Annotated in this window: 11 protein-coding genes; 4 read left to right on the forward strand and 7 right to left on the reverse strand. The window is 45.9% G+C overall.

The features are described from left to right. Nucleotides 1-9 precede the first annotated feature (9 nt). From H608_RS23685 to H608_RS0112260, 4 genes are all read left to right on the forward strand, one after another. Nucleotides 10-1,053, forward strand: coding sequence for a sensor histidine kinase (locus tag H608_RS23685; protein WP_051268263.1), 1,044 nt, complete (start codon nucleotides 10-12; stop codon nucleotides 1,051-1,053). Beyond that, nucleotides 1,050-1,811 carry a LytR/AlgR family response regulator transcription factor gene (locus H608_RS0112250; RefSeq protein WP_028787923.1) on the forward strand — a complete coding sequence of 254 codons (762 nt, stop codon included), beginning with the start codon at nucleotides 1,050-1,052 and terminating at the stop codon, nucleotides 1,809-1,811. Before H608_RS23685 ends, H608_RS0112250 begins: the two co-directional genes overlap by 4 nt. 98 nt (nucleotides 1,812-1,909) lie before the next feature. Continuing rightward, entirely contained in the window at nucleotides 1,910-5,737 is a 3,828-nt protein-coding gene (locus H608_RS23690) for a M36 family metallopeptidase (protein ID WP_051268264.1), read from the forward strand. Between the two features lie 127 nt (nucleotides 5,738-5,864). Next, nucleotides 5,865-6,650 (forward strand): Cof-type HAD-IIB family hydrolase, encoded by a 786-nt coding sequence (locus H608_RS0112260; RefSeq protein WP_038008381.1) that lies wholly within the window; start codon nucleotides 5,865-5,867, stop codon nucleotides 6,648-6,650. Between the two features lie 511 nt (nucleotides 6,651-7,161). On the opposite strand, the gene H608_RS0112265 is transcribed toward H608_RS0112260, so the two are convergent. The 7 genes from H608_RS0112265 to H608_RS0112295 are packed head-to-tail and all read right to left on the reverse strand — an operon-like array spanning nucleotide 7,162 to nucleotide 17,299. Then, the gene (locus H608_RS0112265; protein ID WP_155990148.1) at nucleotides 7,162-7,815 is read right to left on the reverse strand and encodes an OmpA family protein; all 654 of its coding nucleotides are present in this window, start codon (nucleotides 7,813-7,815) and stop codon (nucleotides 7,162-7,164) included. Continuing rightward, nucleotides 7,815-9,368, reverse strand: coding sequence for a MotA/TolQ/ExbB proton channel family protein (locus tag H608_RS0112270; RefSeq protein WP_038008383.1), 1,554 nt, complete (start codon nucleotides 9,366-9,368; stop codon nucleotides 7,815-7,817). Before H608_RS0112270 ends, H608_RS0112265 begins: the two co-directional genes overlap by 1 nt. Further along, a complete protein-coding gene (locus H608_RS0112275) occupies nucleotides 9,361-10,551 on the reverse strand; it encodes a hypothetical protein (RefSeq protein WP_028787927.1) in 1,191 nt (396 codons plus the stop codon). Before H608_RS0112275 ends, H608_RS0112270 begins: the two co-directional genes overlap by 8 nt. Nucleotides 10,552-10,562: 11 nt before the next feature. Beyond that, the gene (locus H608_RS0112280; RefSeq protein WP_028787928.1) at nucleotides 10,563-14,069 is read right to left on the reverse strand and encodes an acetate and sugar kinases/Hsc70/actin family protein; all 3,507 of its coding nucleotides are present in this window, start codon (nucleotides 14,067-14,069) and stop codon (nucleotides 10,563-10,565) included. Between the two features lie 12 nt (nucleotides 14,070-14,081). Then, nucleotides 14,082-15,563, reverse strand: a complete 1,482-nt coding sequence (locus tag H608_RS0112285) for a hypothetical protein (protein ID WP_028787929.1) — start codon at nucleotides 15,561-15,563, stop codon at nucleotides 14,082-14,084. A 9-nt stretch (nucleotides 15,564-15,572) separates the two neighbouring features. After that, nucleotides 15,573-16,007 carry a hypothetical protein gene (locus H608_RS0112290; RefSeq protein WP_028787930.1) on the reverse strand — a complete coding sequence of 145 codons (435 nt, stop codon included), beginning with the start codon at nucleotides 16,005-16,007 and terminating at the stop codon, nucleotides 15,573-15,575. A gap of 5 nt (nucleotides 16,008-16,012) precedes the next feature. Further along, entirely contained in the window at nucleotides 16,013-17,299 is a 1,287-nt protein-coding gene (locus H608_RS0112295; protein WP_028787931.1) for a hypothetical protein, read from the reverse strand. Between the last annotated feature and the right edge of the window lie 94 nt (nucleotides 17,300-17,393).

The following is a 17,393-nucleotide window of genomic DNA, read 5'->3' on the forward strand; positions in this document are numbered from 1 at the left end:
CGTAATAAAATGAAACGCATCCGCTATATAACTACCTGGCAATTCGCGCTTGGATTTACATTGCTTTATTCAGCTTTTGTATTCTACCTGTTCGCCCAATTACATCCGCAGGGAACGCCGTTTGATCTGCCAAGTTTCTTTTTCTTCATTGGTGCGGGACTGGGCACCCTGCTAACCGTTTATGGCTGCCACCGGATTATCCGGAGACTGGAAAATCGGGTATCACCAGGCGTTTTCTATGGTTTGTTATTCCTGGTAAGCTTGCTGATGTTCCCCGTATTCTACGGTTTGTACTGGGGTTTGCTCGTTAACCGTATCATCTACGGCGGCGGTGCCACCGTGTTGTCGGTACTCCGTGAGGCAAGGCTGACCGCAGGTGTTTTCCAGGTGCCGGTATGTTTTGCCACTATTCTGGGTATGTACAATGAAAAAGTATTCAGGCTGAACCAGGATATCCTGCTGAAAGAAAATATGCTGGCGGAAACCAGGCTGACGCAATTGCAGCAGCAGGTAGATCCGCATTTTCTTTTTAATAACCTGAATATTCTTTCCGCGCTTATCCGGCAATCGCCGGACCAGGCTGAACTGTTTTCCCAAAGGTTATCGGAGCTATACCGCTATTACCTGCGTTCGGGACGGCAACAGTTGGTTACTCTCCAGGAAGAAATGCAGTATATGCAGGACTACCTGTACCTGTTGAAATGCCGGTTTGGCGAAGCTTTCGTCCCGGACATTAAGACACCAATAATACTATCACCGCAGGAGCTTTTTCTGGTAACCGGCACGCTGCAATTATTATTGGAAAATGTAGTGAAGCACAACGCGGCTTCTCTTCATCAACCACTCACTATCCATATCCGGATCACAGATGAAGAACTGATCATGGAAAACGAGATACGTGTACGGGAATCGGCATCCGAAAAAGTGGGCCTGCAAAATCTCGAACATCGTTATAGAATATTGACCGGAAAAAAAATCAGCTACGGAACAGCAGAAGGAACGTTCCAGGTACGCATACCATTGATCAAACAATTGAAAACGACAACTGCATGAATATTGTAATAGTTGAAGATGAAATACCGGCGGCGGCGCAAATACGTGAATTCATCCAATCATACCGAGAGCCGATGACTATTACGGGTGTATACAGTTCCTGCGCCGAGATCATAAAATACCTGGATGGAAACGAAAATGCAGATGTCGTGTTTTGCGATATCGAACTCCGTGACGGCAATGCCCTCACTGCGCTGCAACAGATAGAACTCAAATCGGTACTCATCTTCACCACTGCCTATCATCAGTTCTGGAACGAATCCCTGCAGCACAACGGTGTTGATTATTTATTGAAACCCATCACGGCACAGAAAGTACATGCGGCGCTGGACAAGGTCGTGACAATAAAACAAATCTTTACAAAGGGTAACCTGTTGCTGAAACAATTATCCGGCATGTTGTTGCAAAAACCGGATGTACATTACAAAAAGCGTTTTCCCGTGCGTGTGGGAAGTGAATTGTTTGTAATAGACGTGAACGATGTACAGTTTTTCCGCATAGCAAACGGAGTAATCTTTGCGGTATTGGGAGAAAAGAAAAAATATCCGCTGATGGAAGAAACCTTATCGGCGCTGGAAGAACAACTGGAGCCGCAACAATTCTTCCGGGTAAACCGTTCAGACATTGTGAATATCGGTTTCATCAAATCGGTCAGGATCGATGAAGGGAGTGACTACACGGTCTTACTGAAGGAAAGCGAAGAAAAGCTGGTGATCAGCCAATCGAGGATAGCGCCCTTTAAAGCATGGTTTGTTTGAAAATATCTGCAGGCAAAATGAAAGTTATACCCTTCTGTGAGTTGGATCATATATTCATTTAGATTTGCATACCAAATAACCTCTAAACGCTGCTTTACATGAGAATCTCCGACCGTTTGCGCGGCTGCTTTTGGGCTGCCGTGTGTGCTTTTCTTTCTATTTTACCTGCCGCTGCTCAACAAGCTGATGATCCCGCACTAAAACAGTTAATCGTAAAATATGCCGGCCAGTTGCACCTTTCTCCCAAAGATGCATATGCTGCCACAATCAGCAGCAGCCATCGGGATGAACCCACCGGCATCACGTATGCTTATCTGCAACAACGGCAGAAGGATTTGTCTGTTTACAACAAACTCATCAGCATCGCCATTAAGGACAACGTTATCCTGTACAGCTCAGGACTTTTCGTGGATAATATCGATGGCAAGACCGGTAGCGCGACTCCTGCAATATCCGCAGCAGATGCGGTAAAACAAGCCGCTCGATTCCTGGAGCTGCCCTCTCCTGCCAGCCTGGTAGTGACAGAAGACCGTTTTGCCGCGGAGAAAAAAATCTTCTTTAATGCCCCCGGTATTGCACGCCGCCCGGTAGAAGCCAGCCTGGTATGGGTAGCCTCCGGCGACAACAAAACCGTGCAACTGGCCTGGAACATCAACATTGATGTGGCTGCCACCGAAGACTGGTGGAATGTGCGCGTGAATGCACAAACAGGAGCATTTATTGAAAAAGATAACTGGACCGTGCACGAAAACACCGCAACGGCCGAGGCACCGTTGTTTCTTTCGCACCAATCGTACACGCCATCTTTCAAACCCATCGAACTTCCCGCGATACGGCAGACCGGACAGCAGTTGCCTCCGAATGTAACAAACGCCGCTTACCGCGTGATCCCTTACCCGATCGAGAGCCCGAACTTCGGCGGTTTTGCCATAGAAAATGAACCCTGGCTGAAAGCGGGTGCCGGTAACAATGCCACCACACATGGCTGGCATTTTGATGGCACCAACAATTACAATATTACCCGCGGTAATAACGTGTTTGCGCATCTCGACGTGGAAAACACGAATGTTTCCAACATCACCAACAACTGGCCCGATACATCTTCAACGGCAGCACCGTCACTCACATTCGTGAACGTACCCGATTTCAACCAGCAGGCGAATGTCGGCATTAACAAGAAGGCGGGGCTTGACAATCTTTTTTACTGGAATAATATCATTCATGATCTGCTGTATCAATATGGCCTTACCGAAGCAGCAGGTAACTTCCAGGCCGATAACCTCGGTCGCGGCGGTGTAGCCAATGATGCGGTGCAGGCACACGGCCAGGATGGCCTGGGTTACAACAATGCCAACTTCGCCACCCCAATAGATGGCACGAGCGGCCGTATGCAGATGTATCTCTTTACCTCGGCGCCAGGGTTTAATATTACTGCTCCGGCGGGAATCGCCGGCAGCTACCTGGCAGCAGAAAATTCACTTGTCTCTCCGAATAAATTAATGAACACCGGTACGATAACCGGCAACGTTGTATTGTACAACGATGATGCGGGCGGAACTATCCACCGCGGTTGTGCTCCTGCCACTAATGCGGCAGCAATTGCCGGCAACATTGCCATGATAGATGGTTTTGGTGCAACCGGCTGTACCACTTATGCTTTCAAGATAAAAAGCGCTCAGAATGCTGGTGCACGCGCAGTCATCGTATATAGCGCCAACAATACACCGCTGGCGATGGGCGGTACCGATGCCACGATTACTATTCCGGCTATTTCCATCGGTGCCAATACTGCAACCGCTATCATCAACCAGCTCAACGCAGCAATACCCGTAACCGTTACCATGACGTCCGGCATTTATAAAGATGGCAACCTGGACAATGGCGTGATTTCGCATGAATACGGGCATGGCGTTTCCAACCGTCTTACCGGTGGCACTTTTAACACCAGTTGCCTGGGCAATGCTGAACAAGGAGGTGAAGGTTGGAGCGATTATATCGCGTTGATGTTAACGACCAACTGGGCAACAGCTACTGTTAGCGATGGCACCAACCCGCGCACCATTGCCACTTATGATCTGTCACAGTCTACAAGCGGCACGGGTTTCCGCCGTTACCCTTATTCTACCAACATGGCGGTCAATCCGCTTACCTATGCAGCACTGAACTCAGGTACCAGTGTACACGACAATGGTGAGGTATGGTGCTCCGCCATCTGGGACATGACCTGGAATATCATCCAGCAAACCAATTCCATTACCCCCAACCTGTATAACAGCGCAGGCACGGGTGGCAACATCATAGCCATGAAGCTTGTAATGACCGGACTGAAACTCCAGCCCTGTCAGCCCGGTTTCATTGACGCCCGCAACGCAATCCTGGCGGCAGATTCTATCTTGTATAACGGCACTTACCGTTGTGCTATCTGGAATGCATTTGCCAGAAGAGGCATGGGCTTCAGCGCACGGCAGGGATTTTCAACCAGCGCTAATGACCAGACAGTAGCAACCGACCTGCCGGCAGGTGTGTGGTTCAACAAAAACATGGAAACGCAGATTGTCAACTCGGGCAATCTTGTTACCATCACCCACGCTGCCACCTGCAATTGCCAGGTACCTGCCAATAATTATATTATACGGGACACCATACCCGCAGGCTTTGAATATGTAAGCAGTACCGGCGGTACGCTCAGCGGGAATATTGTAACGTCTGGTCCGCTCAACTTTGCCATTGCCAATGAAACAAAAAGCTACAGCGTAACCCTCAGGGCTACCATGACCGGCTGTGCAGTAGACTCCTTGGTGAATGACAACAGGGATGGTGCCACTACCGGCAACCTTACACCCGTAGTACTCTCCGGCGCAGGGACCTGGAGCAGTTCCACTACGATGGCCTATACAGGCGCCGCATCCTGGTTTGCTCCTAACCTCACGACCCCCACTAACTTTGCGTTGTCTACCGATCCTTTCATGCCGGGAGCCTTTTCTGTATTCTCCTTTTATCATTATTATAAAACAGAATCCCCTTATGACGGCGGAGTCATCGAAATCTTCAACGGTACTACCTGGATCGATGCCGCTCCTTATATCGTACAGAATGGTTACACGACAGCCATGGACGCCTCAACCATCCTGTCGGGACGCCGTGCATTTAGCGGCAACAACGGTACGTTTATCAAGACTACATTAAACCTCAGTTCATTCGCAGGCCAAAATGTCCAGGTACGTTTCCGGATGACATCCGATAACGGTATTGCCTTTACCGGCTGGTATATCGACAATATCCTTTCGCTGAATGGCTGTGGTACTTTTGTAAAAACCGGTTTCTACAACGGCAGCAATGCCTTGCTCGACACCGCCGCATACCCTGTATTTGTACGCCAGTTGATAGTAACACCGCTCAACCTGCTTGACTTTACCGCTGTGCAGGCAGGTCAACAGGTGTTACTTTCCTGGCAGACAACCGAAGAAGTGAATACAGAATCTTTCATCGTGGAAAGAAGCGCCAACGGCAACTCCTGGACTCCGATCGATACCGTTGCAGCCGGCTTCAGTGGCAATCACGCTTACAGGCTTACCGACTACAGGCCGCTGCAGGGCAGTAACTACTATCGCCTCAGGATGGTAGATGTTGACCAGCAATATAAATATTCTGTGGTCCGCGTAGTTACCTTCACGCAGAAGGATAATGGTTTTGTAATCGTACCGAACCCTGCCGATCAGCGGGCAGCGATTCATTTCAACAAAGTAATGCGCTTCCCATCTATTGCCGTATATGACATGACAGGCAAACTGCTGCAGCAAAAGAAACTGCCGGGTAATACGAGCTTTACCGAACTGGATACCCGGATGCTGGCCAACGGTACTTATACCGTAGTGATCAGCGATGAAAAAGAATCAGTAGCACAGAAGTTCTCCGTAGTGCACTAAGTAGTTTATAGAATAAAAAAAGAGGCTGTCCCTGGGAGACAGCCTCTTTTTTTGTGACTCTTAACATTGAAAAAACACGACCGGGATCGCGCTGACTTATCTTTGCACTTCAATTTTAAAAGAAGTAATGAGCAATCCAATAAAAGCGGTCTTCTTCGATCTGGATGGTACACTGATTAGTTTTCATACACGTTCTATTCCTGCTTCAACAGAAAAAGCATTAAAAAGCCTGAAAGAAAAAGGCATCAAAATCATTGCGGCAACCGGCAGATCCATCACCATGCTCGACCATGTGAAGCACCTGGATTTTGATGGTTTTGTAACCTTTAACGGAGGATATTGCCTCTCAAAAGAAGAACAGTTGCTTCACAAACAAACGATCGATGCCGGCGATATTACACGACTTTTAAATCACACCACGTCACCGTCGATTCCTTTTGTGCTGATGACGCAGCACACCACCATGACAAGCCACGTAACACGTGATATAGAAATCCTGCATGAAGAATTAAAACTGCCGGTACCGCCATTGATCGACAAAAATCAATTGAACACGTCAGACATTCTGCAGGCCAACGTTTTCATTACACCGGAAAACGAAGAACAGTTTATGCAAACCGTGATGCCGAACTGCGTGGCCTCAAGATGGACACCGGTATTTATGGATGTGAATCCGAAAGCGGTCAGCAAACAAGTCGGCATCGATGTATTCTGCCGGCACTTCTCGCTCAAAGTTGCTGAAACAATGGCCTTCGGCGATGGCGGAAATGACATGACGATGCTCAAACATGCGGGTATCGGCGTGGCAATGGGCAATGCTTCGCAACGCGTGAAGGATGTGGCAGATTATGTGACGGACGATACGGACAATAACGGGATCTGGAATGGATTGGAGAAGTTTGGGGTGATATAAACAGCCCTTTGCTGGTCTTCAAACCAACAAAAAAACATCAAAGGTTCATTCTTTCGCCGCTGTTGGTCTGGAGACCAACAGCGGAATCTTTTCATCACCTTCGTGGGCTGTCATTATACCACCTTTGTTAGTCTCCAAGACCATAACTGCTCGGAAGATTTTAAAGCCTATCAATCCGACATCACGCCACCGTTGGTCTCCAGACCAACGGGCCTGCACATCCTTGAGTTATATACGAAGTTGACTTTAGCCTATCAAAACTTTACCGGGCAGTAAAGCAGAATACAGAAACATCCAGTGGAGCAAAGACGGCGAGAGGCTGGCCACCGCGAGCGAGGCACTGCGGATCTGGAATAAAGCCGTGACTACTACATACTGGCACAGCAACAGGTTTGTTGTGGGGAATCGACTGGAATGAAAAAGACGGTTCCATTATCACAACAAGTATTGACGGCAAGATCAGGTTGTGGAGTAAGGAAGCAAAGATGCTTCGTATCATTCACTAAGCCTGCTAATTGATATCGCCGATTTTTGGAAAAATCTGTATCAGAAATCGCTGGTTGTTGTGTTCATTATCCAATACTCTTCCAATCCCGCCCCATCCATTGCCGGAAATCTGCAAATCGATCAGATCTGCATACTCCCCTCCTTCGAAATCAATCCCTTTCGAGCGCCAGTAACTCCAGAGACTCAAAGCCCGGTTATAACTCAAAACATAATTGTGGTTTTCGCTTCCGAATCTTGAGGCATAACCGGCTATCACCAGGATATACGACACATTCTCTAATCCTGGATTGGCATCTTTTGCCTGTTTCAACTTATCAATCACTTGCTTTAATTTCCTTCCGGCCTGATCAATCCTGGCAATCGTGCTTACATAGTTCTCAACATTTTTGATATTGTATTCATTGGTCGGAAATTTGACATCGAAAGAAAGCTTGAATCGCTTGTATTGAGACTCGTACCTGAAAAGTGCCGTGTCCTTTTTTAAGGGTTGAAGATTATTTTCAACCGCATCAATTATCGTCAGCTTTTCCTTTTGCAGTGTAATAGTTGAACGGAGTTTTACATAGGTCAGTACATACAATACCAGCATCACAAAAAAAAGGCTTGTCATGAGATCCGTGTAGCTGGGCCAGAAAAAATGAGAATGATTATCCTTCATCAGGAGTCTGTTTTTGCTCGTTTCCAAATGCGGGTTTTCAGCCGGCGGAAAAATGTATTAGCCCTGTCTTCTTTCATCTGCTCCAATTCGGTTAGTGCCTGCTGAAATTTTTCATTTAGCAGCGACAGTTCGTATTTCACCTTTTCGGATTGCGAAACCGAACCGGATTTTATGTCCGCAACATTCCTGCTTAACGGCTCCAGGTGTACCAAATTGTCAAGTCTCTTCCATTTTTCCGGATACTGTTCACGGATCATCTCTATTTCCCTGAGGGAAATTTGCTGCACCTCCACTATTTTACTCTGCACAAAATCTTTCAATTGATCGAGCGTCTGATACAATACATCATTCACACCGGTAAGTTTCTCGTTAAACACCTGCTGGGAATTCTCCAGGGCAGAATAATGGTGCTGTAAAAATTCCTGTAATTTCCGGTTAAATTCAAAAGCTTCCACAATCCTTGAAGCCAGGGAACTCAGATTATCTGTCCGCACTAATAACTCATTCATTTGTCCCACATATTTTCCGGAGTTGGCAACCATTTCATTCACATTATCGAGGTGAGAATTAAAAGCGGCAAACTTATCTGTGGCGCTTTGAACCTCTTTCAGCACTTTCACATTTGCCTTGGCGAATTCCGTTACGTCGAGTCGCTCGACCGCCAATAGAATTCTCTCCTGCGCGGCCAGCGTATCATGATTTTTGTTCATGATCACATTCAGGCGCCCGATGTTAGCAGAAAAATCGTCGTTAAACCTGAACAGATTGTTCTGCAATGAATACAATGTAGAATTGATATTCTGATTCAAAACCGGCAGCAATTCCGTCTGTATAAACGTATAAAACTCGTTTTTCCTGCTCTCTCGTTTAAACTTGGCCCCTTTGTAAAACCATCCGCTGTTGATGATGGTAAATGCAAGTCCTGTCAAACTTGCTATCATGGCAATTTTCACCCCTCCCAGCAATACGGCAATACTATCATCCGTTTGGCTGGCCATGGAAAGATCTCCACCCAGATCAGATATATTGAATAAGCCAAAAACGATTCCAAACATGGTACCGAGCAATCCGAGGTAAAGCGGCAATGAGATTGTATGTGATATTTCCCCTTCCTGGGTATCGGCATTGCGCTCCACTACATCTTTGATAAGATGGAAGTCGGACGACGCACCCCGATTTTTAATCAGGTAAATATTTATCGATGTGATTATTTCCTCCAACTCGGTGCTGCTGTCATCACCGGGAATAATAAGATGGATTTCTTTTTTGTCTTCCTCTTCAACATTCCCCAAACCTTCCAGGTGAAAAGAACCTTCAGACGTTGTGGCCACATTCTTTCCGTTCTGTATGTACTGCGAATATTGGTTTATAATATTAACGGGTGATTTTGAATTGAGATGGCTGACGGGAATAGCGGCATTTACAACAGAAGGTAATTCGTCGAATGTGCTTTTGAAGGCGCGTATTTTCGACAGGGTTTTAAAAAAAACCAAAACCTGTATAGCAATAATAACTACAACGCCAAACGTTTCTATGGTCTGAAAATTACTCATACCTGATTTCGGCTTTATAGTTGATGATCCATTTTTCGCCATCGAAGCAGGCCTTACCCAGTTTCACCGTGACTATACGGTTGACAACAGCACCCGGCGAGTTTTGCGCATCGCATGCCGGCTCAAGGTAAGAGGAAGCATGATAAGCTGCCTGTGTGACCGGGGCGCCGTCATTGATTACCTCAAATTGTGCTTCATTCCGGTTTGCCATCAGCACAAAGCGGTAAAGCGTATTCTCTTTTTGCTGTGACTTTGCCGACATGGGGAAATAGTTGTTGCTGGGAGAACTCATGTAAAAAACATCCGGCCGCTCTTCAGCTTCCTGCATCACCGGCGGGATATACAATTGTTTTTCTTTCTCATAACCCGAAAGGTCATTTTTTCGGATATCCCTGTTAACCACCTCAAGCGACTTGTTGATCTCACTTATTTTATCGTCGATATATTCTTTGCACCGGAGGAAATCTTTGTCAGTAATTGCTGAAGCATGATAGTAATTCTCGTTATCCCGTCTGGTCATTTCACGACTACGTTCTTTCTCGTGGTCACGATAATTATTAAAAATAGCTGCTACAAGTATCATAGAGGCGAGTGATAAGAAAACCGCGAGTAGTGTCCAGAAATTAAAGTAGTCCAGGCTGAAGAATCCTGCTTTTTTCTCAACCACGGGCGGATAGTCAACGCCGGCAACTTCCGCTGCAGGGATGTCCGCTTTTTTCTCGTTCTCCTTGGGAAAGACCTTCCCGACCTCTTCAATTAAGGTTGTTTTATAATGCTCAACCGAAGAGTAAATGTCAGGATATGATCGCTTAAGAATCCGGAATGCGCTGTCAACAAGACCTGCAGTAGCACTGTCGGGGCTGGCGGCTGAATACCTGCTGATATCAAGCATATTTATCGGCGCTGATAATTTTGACCGCGTTGCCGTAAACCCGTTGTTCAATGAGGTTGACAGCACCCTGTACTGCAATACAGTCTCGATAGTATTCTCCTCCAGGACTTTCTTCAGCGTATCCCATTTATTCAGGTCGGTCTTGTTGTTTTTTACAAACTCCGTCAACATCAGGTACGTAACCCTGGCATTGACATAGTCACGGGCACGCTCCAGATGATTGTCATCTTTCTGGGCCGACAGGTTTAAGGAACAGAAAAAAAGAATTGCTGATATTAATGATGCCCGCATCGTCTTTGGTTTTAATCTTTATGCAATTGGATGTTGTGCGCAAGTTTATTTAGCCCCCCGGTGAGTGGGTAGAAGAACAGTGTCTCCTCGATATTGGATGCCGCATTCTCCTGCACATCATCCATTTTTTCCCGGATACCTGCCAGCAGGTATTGACGCATATCTTCCCTGAGCCACTCCTTGTATTTACTGAACATGGAGGGATTGATGCCAAATTTGCTGTTGAAATTAAACTTCTCGTTCCAGCCGAAAAACCGGTCGATAAACCCGCTTACTTCTGTGGTAACGGCCAGCTGGAGGTCAGCATTTTCAAGGTCTGCATAAGAAACGGAGGTCTTCGGAACGATCGTTTGCTTATTGTCGCCCAACAGCACCGTTTTGATCTTCTCCTCAATTTCATCGACGCCGGCATAATCGCCGCAGAGCAGTCCGCCTTTGCAGGTAATCTCTTTTGGCTCGGCGAATTGTTTGATCTCCATTGGTTCCGTGAGCGCAGTAGCATATACATCCTCAAAGATCATTTTCGTAAAATCCGTCAACTTCCTGATACCGGGAGTGGGATCGGTAATATTGAGAATTTTCGAACCGGTACCGCTGAAGTTGATGAACCTGGGCGGTTCCAATCCTTCGGTTTTCATAAGACTCGCCAGGTGGTAAATGATACTTCCGTAGAAAAACAGGAACACAATTTTCAGATCGGTATCCTGTGAAAGATCGCGGGCAAAAGAGATCGGCACGTTATTATCCTTCACCTTCCGGTTGTTTTCGATCGAAAAAAAGAATTCAATCATTTCGGTCGACTTCGCGTGTTTTTTACCGAGGTCGCGCAGCACCTGGCCCAGTTCTTTAACCGAAGAATTGTCGAGACTTTTCAATAACAGCGGTCCGTATTTAGCAATAAATCCGTTAGAACGAGGCGAGTTGCCGTACCCGTCCCCAAAAATGGCGTTGGCCGCGTATTTGAAAGAGGTGAGGTGAACAGGCTTGTTGTCTCTGAAAATAACGATATCCGTTGTGCCGCCGCCAATATCGATACAGGCAACGGGTTTGTCGTAAGCAGCTGTACCCGCCCGCTCTTTGTAGTAGAAGAATGGAGCTATCGATTCCGACATTTTGCGGACCGGATTGTTGGATTTGATGTATTTGCCGCACAGCTCCTCCCAAGTAGCCTGAAATATGCCCCGTCTGTATTCCGACATGCTGGATGGATAGAACCAGACAATGTCCGTTTCCGCCAGGTTACCGCCATTCAGGAGCACTTTATTCCTTATTAATAACAACAAGGTATCGATGAACTTTTCCGTGCGCACCTTCAGCTTCCTGTCGTTTTTAAAATCAGACCATTTTAAATTGCCGGTTACCTCGATGTAGGGCGGTATCGTTTCCTTCAGATAAGAAAACGGAATATTGAAGTCGGCGAGGGAATATGTGGAATCCGATTCCACATTGAAGTTGCCGCTGTCTGCAATCACCGTCCTTTGCGGAAAAGAATAATTAGACCTTGCTTCTATTTTCTCCGGAACGAATTCCAGCGGAATCAGCCGTATAAGAATATCCGCACCAAACCCCAACGCCGGATTTTTCAGCAAATCGATTGTCTTTTGGTCATTGTAATTCAATGAACCGACTTGAATGTCATTTTCGGTTATTTCGAAGGGCTTCTCCTTCTCGCTGTCGGTTTTGTATTCGATATGTGTATTGGTGGTTCCGAAATCAATAGCGAAAGAAAACTTCTTGCTTCCACCCGCCGCCTGACTGAAAGCAGGAATAAGTATACCGCCGGCACCGGAACTGTTCCTGACTTCTATAAAATCAAATTCCTTTTCCAGTATGTAATAAGTGGAGCTAACATCCTGTCCTTTCACCTGTTTGCTACTCCGCAGCTTCCTGTTCAGCGGTTGCACCGCATCAGTACCTGCCGCATCCTTGTAAAAGCTGAGTGAATACTCATTGTGTTTCGTGAGCGGATGTATATCCCGGTCTACAAACATCACCCGGTAATGTGCGTTGCTGTCGTCGCCCGTTTTGATGAAAGGAAAAATGCTCAGGCCAAACTGATTGTCAACGATTATACCTTTGTTGTTCGCCTCGTCCGGTTGCTGTATTTTATCAGTGAACTGGTTGGCGGTATAGTTCCTGTAAAATTCTATATAGTGACCGTCAGCCCGAACAGGTATTCTTAATATTGCCTTTACGGCATTCTTCTGCAATTGCTGAAGTTCAAACATGCGCTTGCCATCAGGAAGCGGCTTTTGCAGGTCTGTAAGTGAGAAATATTTAAAGAATTCCTTCTTTAATGGCGTCACATAACCGTTGGCATCTGATGTGTAATTACCATTAAAGAATTTATCCGCATTTAAAGGATAAGGAAGCTTAATAAGATAAGGTTCCAGCAGATCGCTTACGGTAAGATAAGGGTATGTCACATGGGTTTGATGCGGCAGTACCCGCTCTCCGGGCAGCAACGGATCGAAATACGGCGAACGATAGTCATGCTGCCATTTCCCTTCAGCATAATTTAAAAGACCGTTGAACTGTTCATTGGGCAATACCAGCGGCTTTATAGCGATTGTCTTGGTAGCCCGGATTTCAAAGTCGCTCTGTACGCGCTCAGTCACCTTACTGCGAAACGGATAGCCGAATATCTCGACATTATTTCCCGGGTGATCAATGAACGTTTCTGCCAGCCGGCTGGTATATCCTTGCAGCCGTACAGGATCAGAGAAGGTACGAATCTCTTCTTTCAGGTCTGCTTGAAGATGCTGAAAACATTCTTCCAGGTAACTGTTTAACTCGGCAAAACGGGAGGCGAAAAACGGAATTGAATGCTGCAGGGAATAGCAATAAAGAATAAAATCGGAACTACGGCCACTGAGCGGGCAAAAGCGTTGATCAAACATCCGGTCTTGCCCGAACTGTATATCTACATAGGATGCCAGATCAGGATTGGCGGAAGAAAAGAAAAGTGTGGAAGGAGAGGTGCCGCCAATGATATTGATCGGATCAGGACCATTTTTATAATTCAAAAAATACATCCGCTTCAGCTCTGAAAAATTATAGGTCTTGGAGTCCTGCGATAAAAACAACCCGAGTGTTTTTCCATAAAGTCGGTGCTTTTCATTGCGGGAATGAATCAGCCGGCCGAGATCGCTTTCTTGTTCGATCCTGAATCCATTGTCCACTTGTATAATGCCAGGGTTCCATGCTATTACTTCTATACGGTCGCGCAGCGCGGGCAGGCTGAAAAAGATCTGGCCTGCATCCAGGCAATCCGATACGATCCGGTGATAGATGGTATCACCGTTAAGCGCTTTACCCGCAGCCACCTGTTTGAAAGCCACACGCGCCAGATCGATGCGTGCAAACGGACTTGGGATCGACGTGATCTGTTTGGCAGAATTCGCCCCTGCCGGATCTTCAATGGTATCGATAACGGATTCCGTAAGATGCGAATTGATCCTTGACCAATCTCGTATTGTATCAGAACCACCCGTATGTAACCGAAATATCTTGCCCATAAAAATGCGTGTTTATAAATTGATCTTTTCTGAAGAAATCTGCTTTGTTGCATCTGCAAAAACAGCCAGTAGTTTTCTATTGGAATTGCCCATGGCATCAAACCTCTTGTACTCTTCCACCTTATTCAAAACGGATACGTAATATTCGAGGCCATTCTCCTTTAAAAACGAGAACAGACCTTTCTTCTTCTCCGGACTTCCGCTTACAAGATTCAAGATATCGTTACCCTTCACGTCCATATTAAGCGGTTTAAAGGAGATGGTACTTGCCGACATCTCTCTCAGCCAGTCTTCAAAATGCGTGTTGAATTTTTCCAGGTCCTGGTGAAATCTTTTGTCCAGATATTGCTCCTGTAATTTGTGGTTGCCGTTTACAGCAAACTTTTGGGTTTTCTTTTCCTGAAAATGATTTTTCAGGAACAACTGAAACAACGCGTATTGCGTAAGCGGTAAAGCGAGCGTATGATGAGTAGCTTTGGAAAGCTCTTTAAAAGTTATGGTGGGTACATCCTCCTCGATCCCAAATTCGAAATGCCGGGGCTGAATGGCCTGGCCATTTTCCACCGGCAATACCGTATCGTCCGTTTCCATGAAGTCAACAATCGATAAAGCAGCGGCCAGTTCGATGAAATGTGCATTGTTTTTCTGATCTGCAGCACCGTCGGCACCTTCAATCCGGTTATTGGTCATGTTGTCGCCAATGTAATAAAGTGCATTCAGCGACTTATTGCCACTTATATTACGCGAGTAATAATTTAAAGCAGCCTTTGTTTTAGTGATGAATGTATTGCTGTCGATGGAAGTTTTCGTACCCAATCCGTTCACATTGAAATAAGGGAGAATGGTAACTGCGCCTATTTTAGCATTGTTGAGGCTTACGTGATTCGCTACCGGCGGAGCCGCGTTGCGGATGTTTTTGAGGATGAGTGGGAAACCGGCTGCACCCGTTCCGCCAAATATGGAGCTAATGATGAATATCCGGTCATCGGGCCCAAAGGTTTCTGCCATTTTTGTAAAAGAGCCGGAATTGCTGAACTTATTCAGCACTACGCTTCCGATATTGGGATTTCCTTTGAATCCAACGTCCATACCGGCGTCAAGATTCAGTTTGGAAAAAAGCAGGGAAGTGATCGCCTTGTTGGCAAGGTCCAACTCTGAATAACCGATGAATTCCCTGAACAAATGGTCGCGGACGCCTTCGATTTCTCCTCTTACATTATCCGACACAAACCCATTCTTACCCAGTTCATCCAGGAAGTTGATCCGGTTGCCGAAAAAAGTCGACGCTGGCGAGTGGCCTTTTTCATAGATAGCCTTATACAACTGGAGAATTTCTTCGGTACGCGTAAGGTCACCGTTTCCATCATCCGGATCGATAACAATCGGTACAACTGTGTCTGCGTTTAGTTTCACGCCGGAAGCCATCAGGAATGTCAATGCCTTAACAACTCTTGATCCGCTGCCTCCTATAGCAAAAATGAAAAGTTTAGCCATAAAAAAAGATTAGAAGGGTATACGCTTGTGATGGATACTGAGAAACTTTAAAACCAGTGAAAGAAGGAAAGTGAAAAGCAGGGAATACAATGCACAGGTAAAAGCGAATAAAACACAGTCGGAACTATCGAAACGCAAATCCCGGCAGAAATTGCCGCTATTCAGGTCAGATAAACTCTTTATCAATGCCAATGCAAACACGATGGCGGAAGCACCGAATAGCTGCAGCAGCCATGTACGCCTGCTGGTGAAGCCGGGCCGGTGAAAAAATCCTTTGTAGTAATTAAACATTATCAACAAGCCTGAGCCAAGCAGTACATAAAAAACCAGTGCATATACAGATGTCCCTGTAAAATCACTACAGGTTTTGTCAAGACCTTTAAGATGATCATGCAGGTCATTGGAATAACCTAAGCGGAACATCGTGTCAAAAATTGAATTCATAATTTCTATTTAGTAACTGTTATGGTAATATGAAAAAGGTCCGTATCCCGGTATTTGTTTTTGTACGCGAGGTGTATGCCGTCGATAAGCGTGGAAAAACCAAAGGTCCTGGCAGAGTCCTTCACCTGCTTAATGTCAGTGTCATTATCAGTATTGGAAGCGGCAACCCAGGCGGGAACTGAGTTTGTCAATCCGAATTCTACTTTCTGTGTGCCGGGCTTTAAATTGGCTGTTTTTACCTGGATAATGTGGGTGTAACCTTTGTGCTGCGATTCGGTAGCGTTAATCCGGCTTACACCGGCTATCTCGTAATTCAGGCTTTGTGCTGAGAAACGGTAATTATCCTTATTCAGGAAAAAATCTTCCTCCGCTATAATATTACTGAAGTCAACCGCCACGGGGAATTGGAACACTCCATTTTCGGCCTTTGCATGATAAACCTCCAGCCTGGTCGCCGGCTTTTCGAATTCACAAGAGCCCCTGCTTTGCTTTTTGTCATAAATAATCTTCGCCAGGGATTTTGATGCTGGTGCTTCAAATAAATGCATCTTTTCAAAGCCCCTGAAACTGCTGAAGTCAATCCTTGTGATCAGGGCGTCAATAAATTCAGGTTTACCGACGATGGTGATATAATAGGGCCGCGGAGTATCAATGGCATATTTACCTCCTTGCTGATTATAATAATTACCGGTAAATTTTGAACTGTATTTGAGCAACAGTGTCGATATGCGAATCGAATCGAGTTTTGTATCAAACTTATCGTAGATGCCGTTTTTCTGATTTGACAGGTAATTGAGTATATCTTTTTGCGCTTTTTTAACCGGAGAAAAAATCATATCAGATATGAGTATGGCAACACCTTTCTCCGATACATGGCTCAATACGGTATCAAAAAAAATGTCGAAGTCTGAAATACCGGTAGCAATATTGCTGAACGAAGAAGTTTTCATTCGTTCCTGGAAATCTTTCATTCCTTTACTCTGATCGGCTCCCAGGTAAAAGAGGTTCAGACCGTCCAGCAATCCCTCCGATCTGTACGACTTGACAGATGTAACAATAGAAGTGACCGTTTCTACAAACCCGGAAGGATTCGCGTTCAAATACCCGGTCATGCTTCCGGATGTTTCGACAAACACATTGTAATCGGGCGTTACAGTCTGAACTGCCGGCCGCGCTGTCGTGTCCGGAATATCGGCATCGGTTCGGGAACCGCCTCCCTGTACACAGGAAGCAAGAAAGATACTGGCATAAATTACAATGCACAGTAACCGGTGGTTACGCAGTGGCGTCATTGGTGCTTGTTTAGTTTGGTTTCGATATAATAACCCGCTTTTGCTCTTTTATGGCAAAAGCATATCCATCCGGGATTGCTCATCACGTTTTCAT

The organism is Terrimonas ferruginea DSM 30193, assembly GCF_000425585.1.
Lineage (GTDB): Bacteria > Bacteroidota > Bacteroidia > Chitinophagales > Chitinophagaceae > Terrimonas > Terrimonas ferruginea.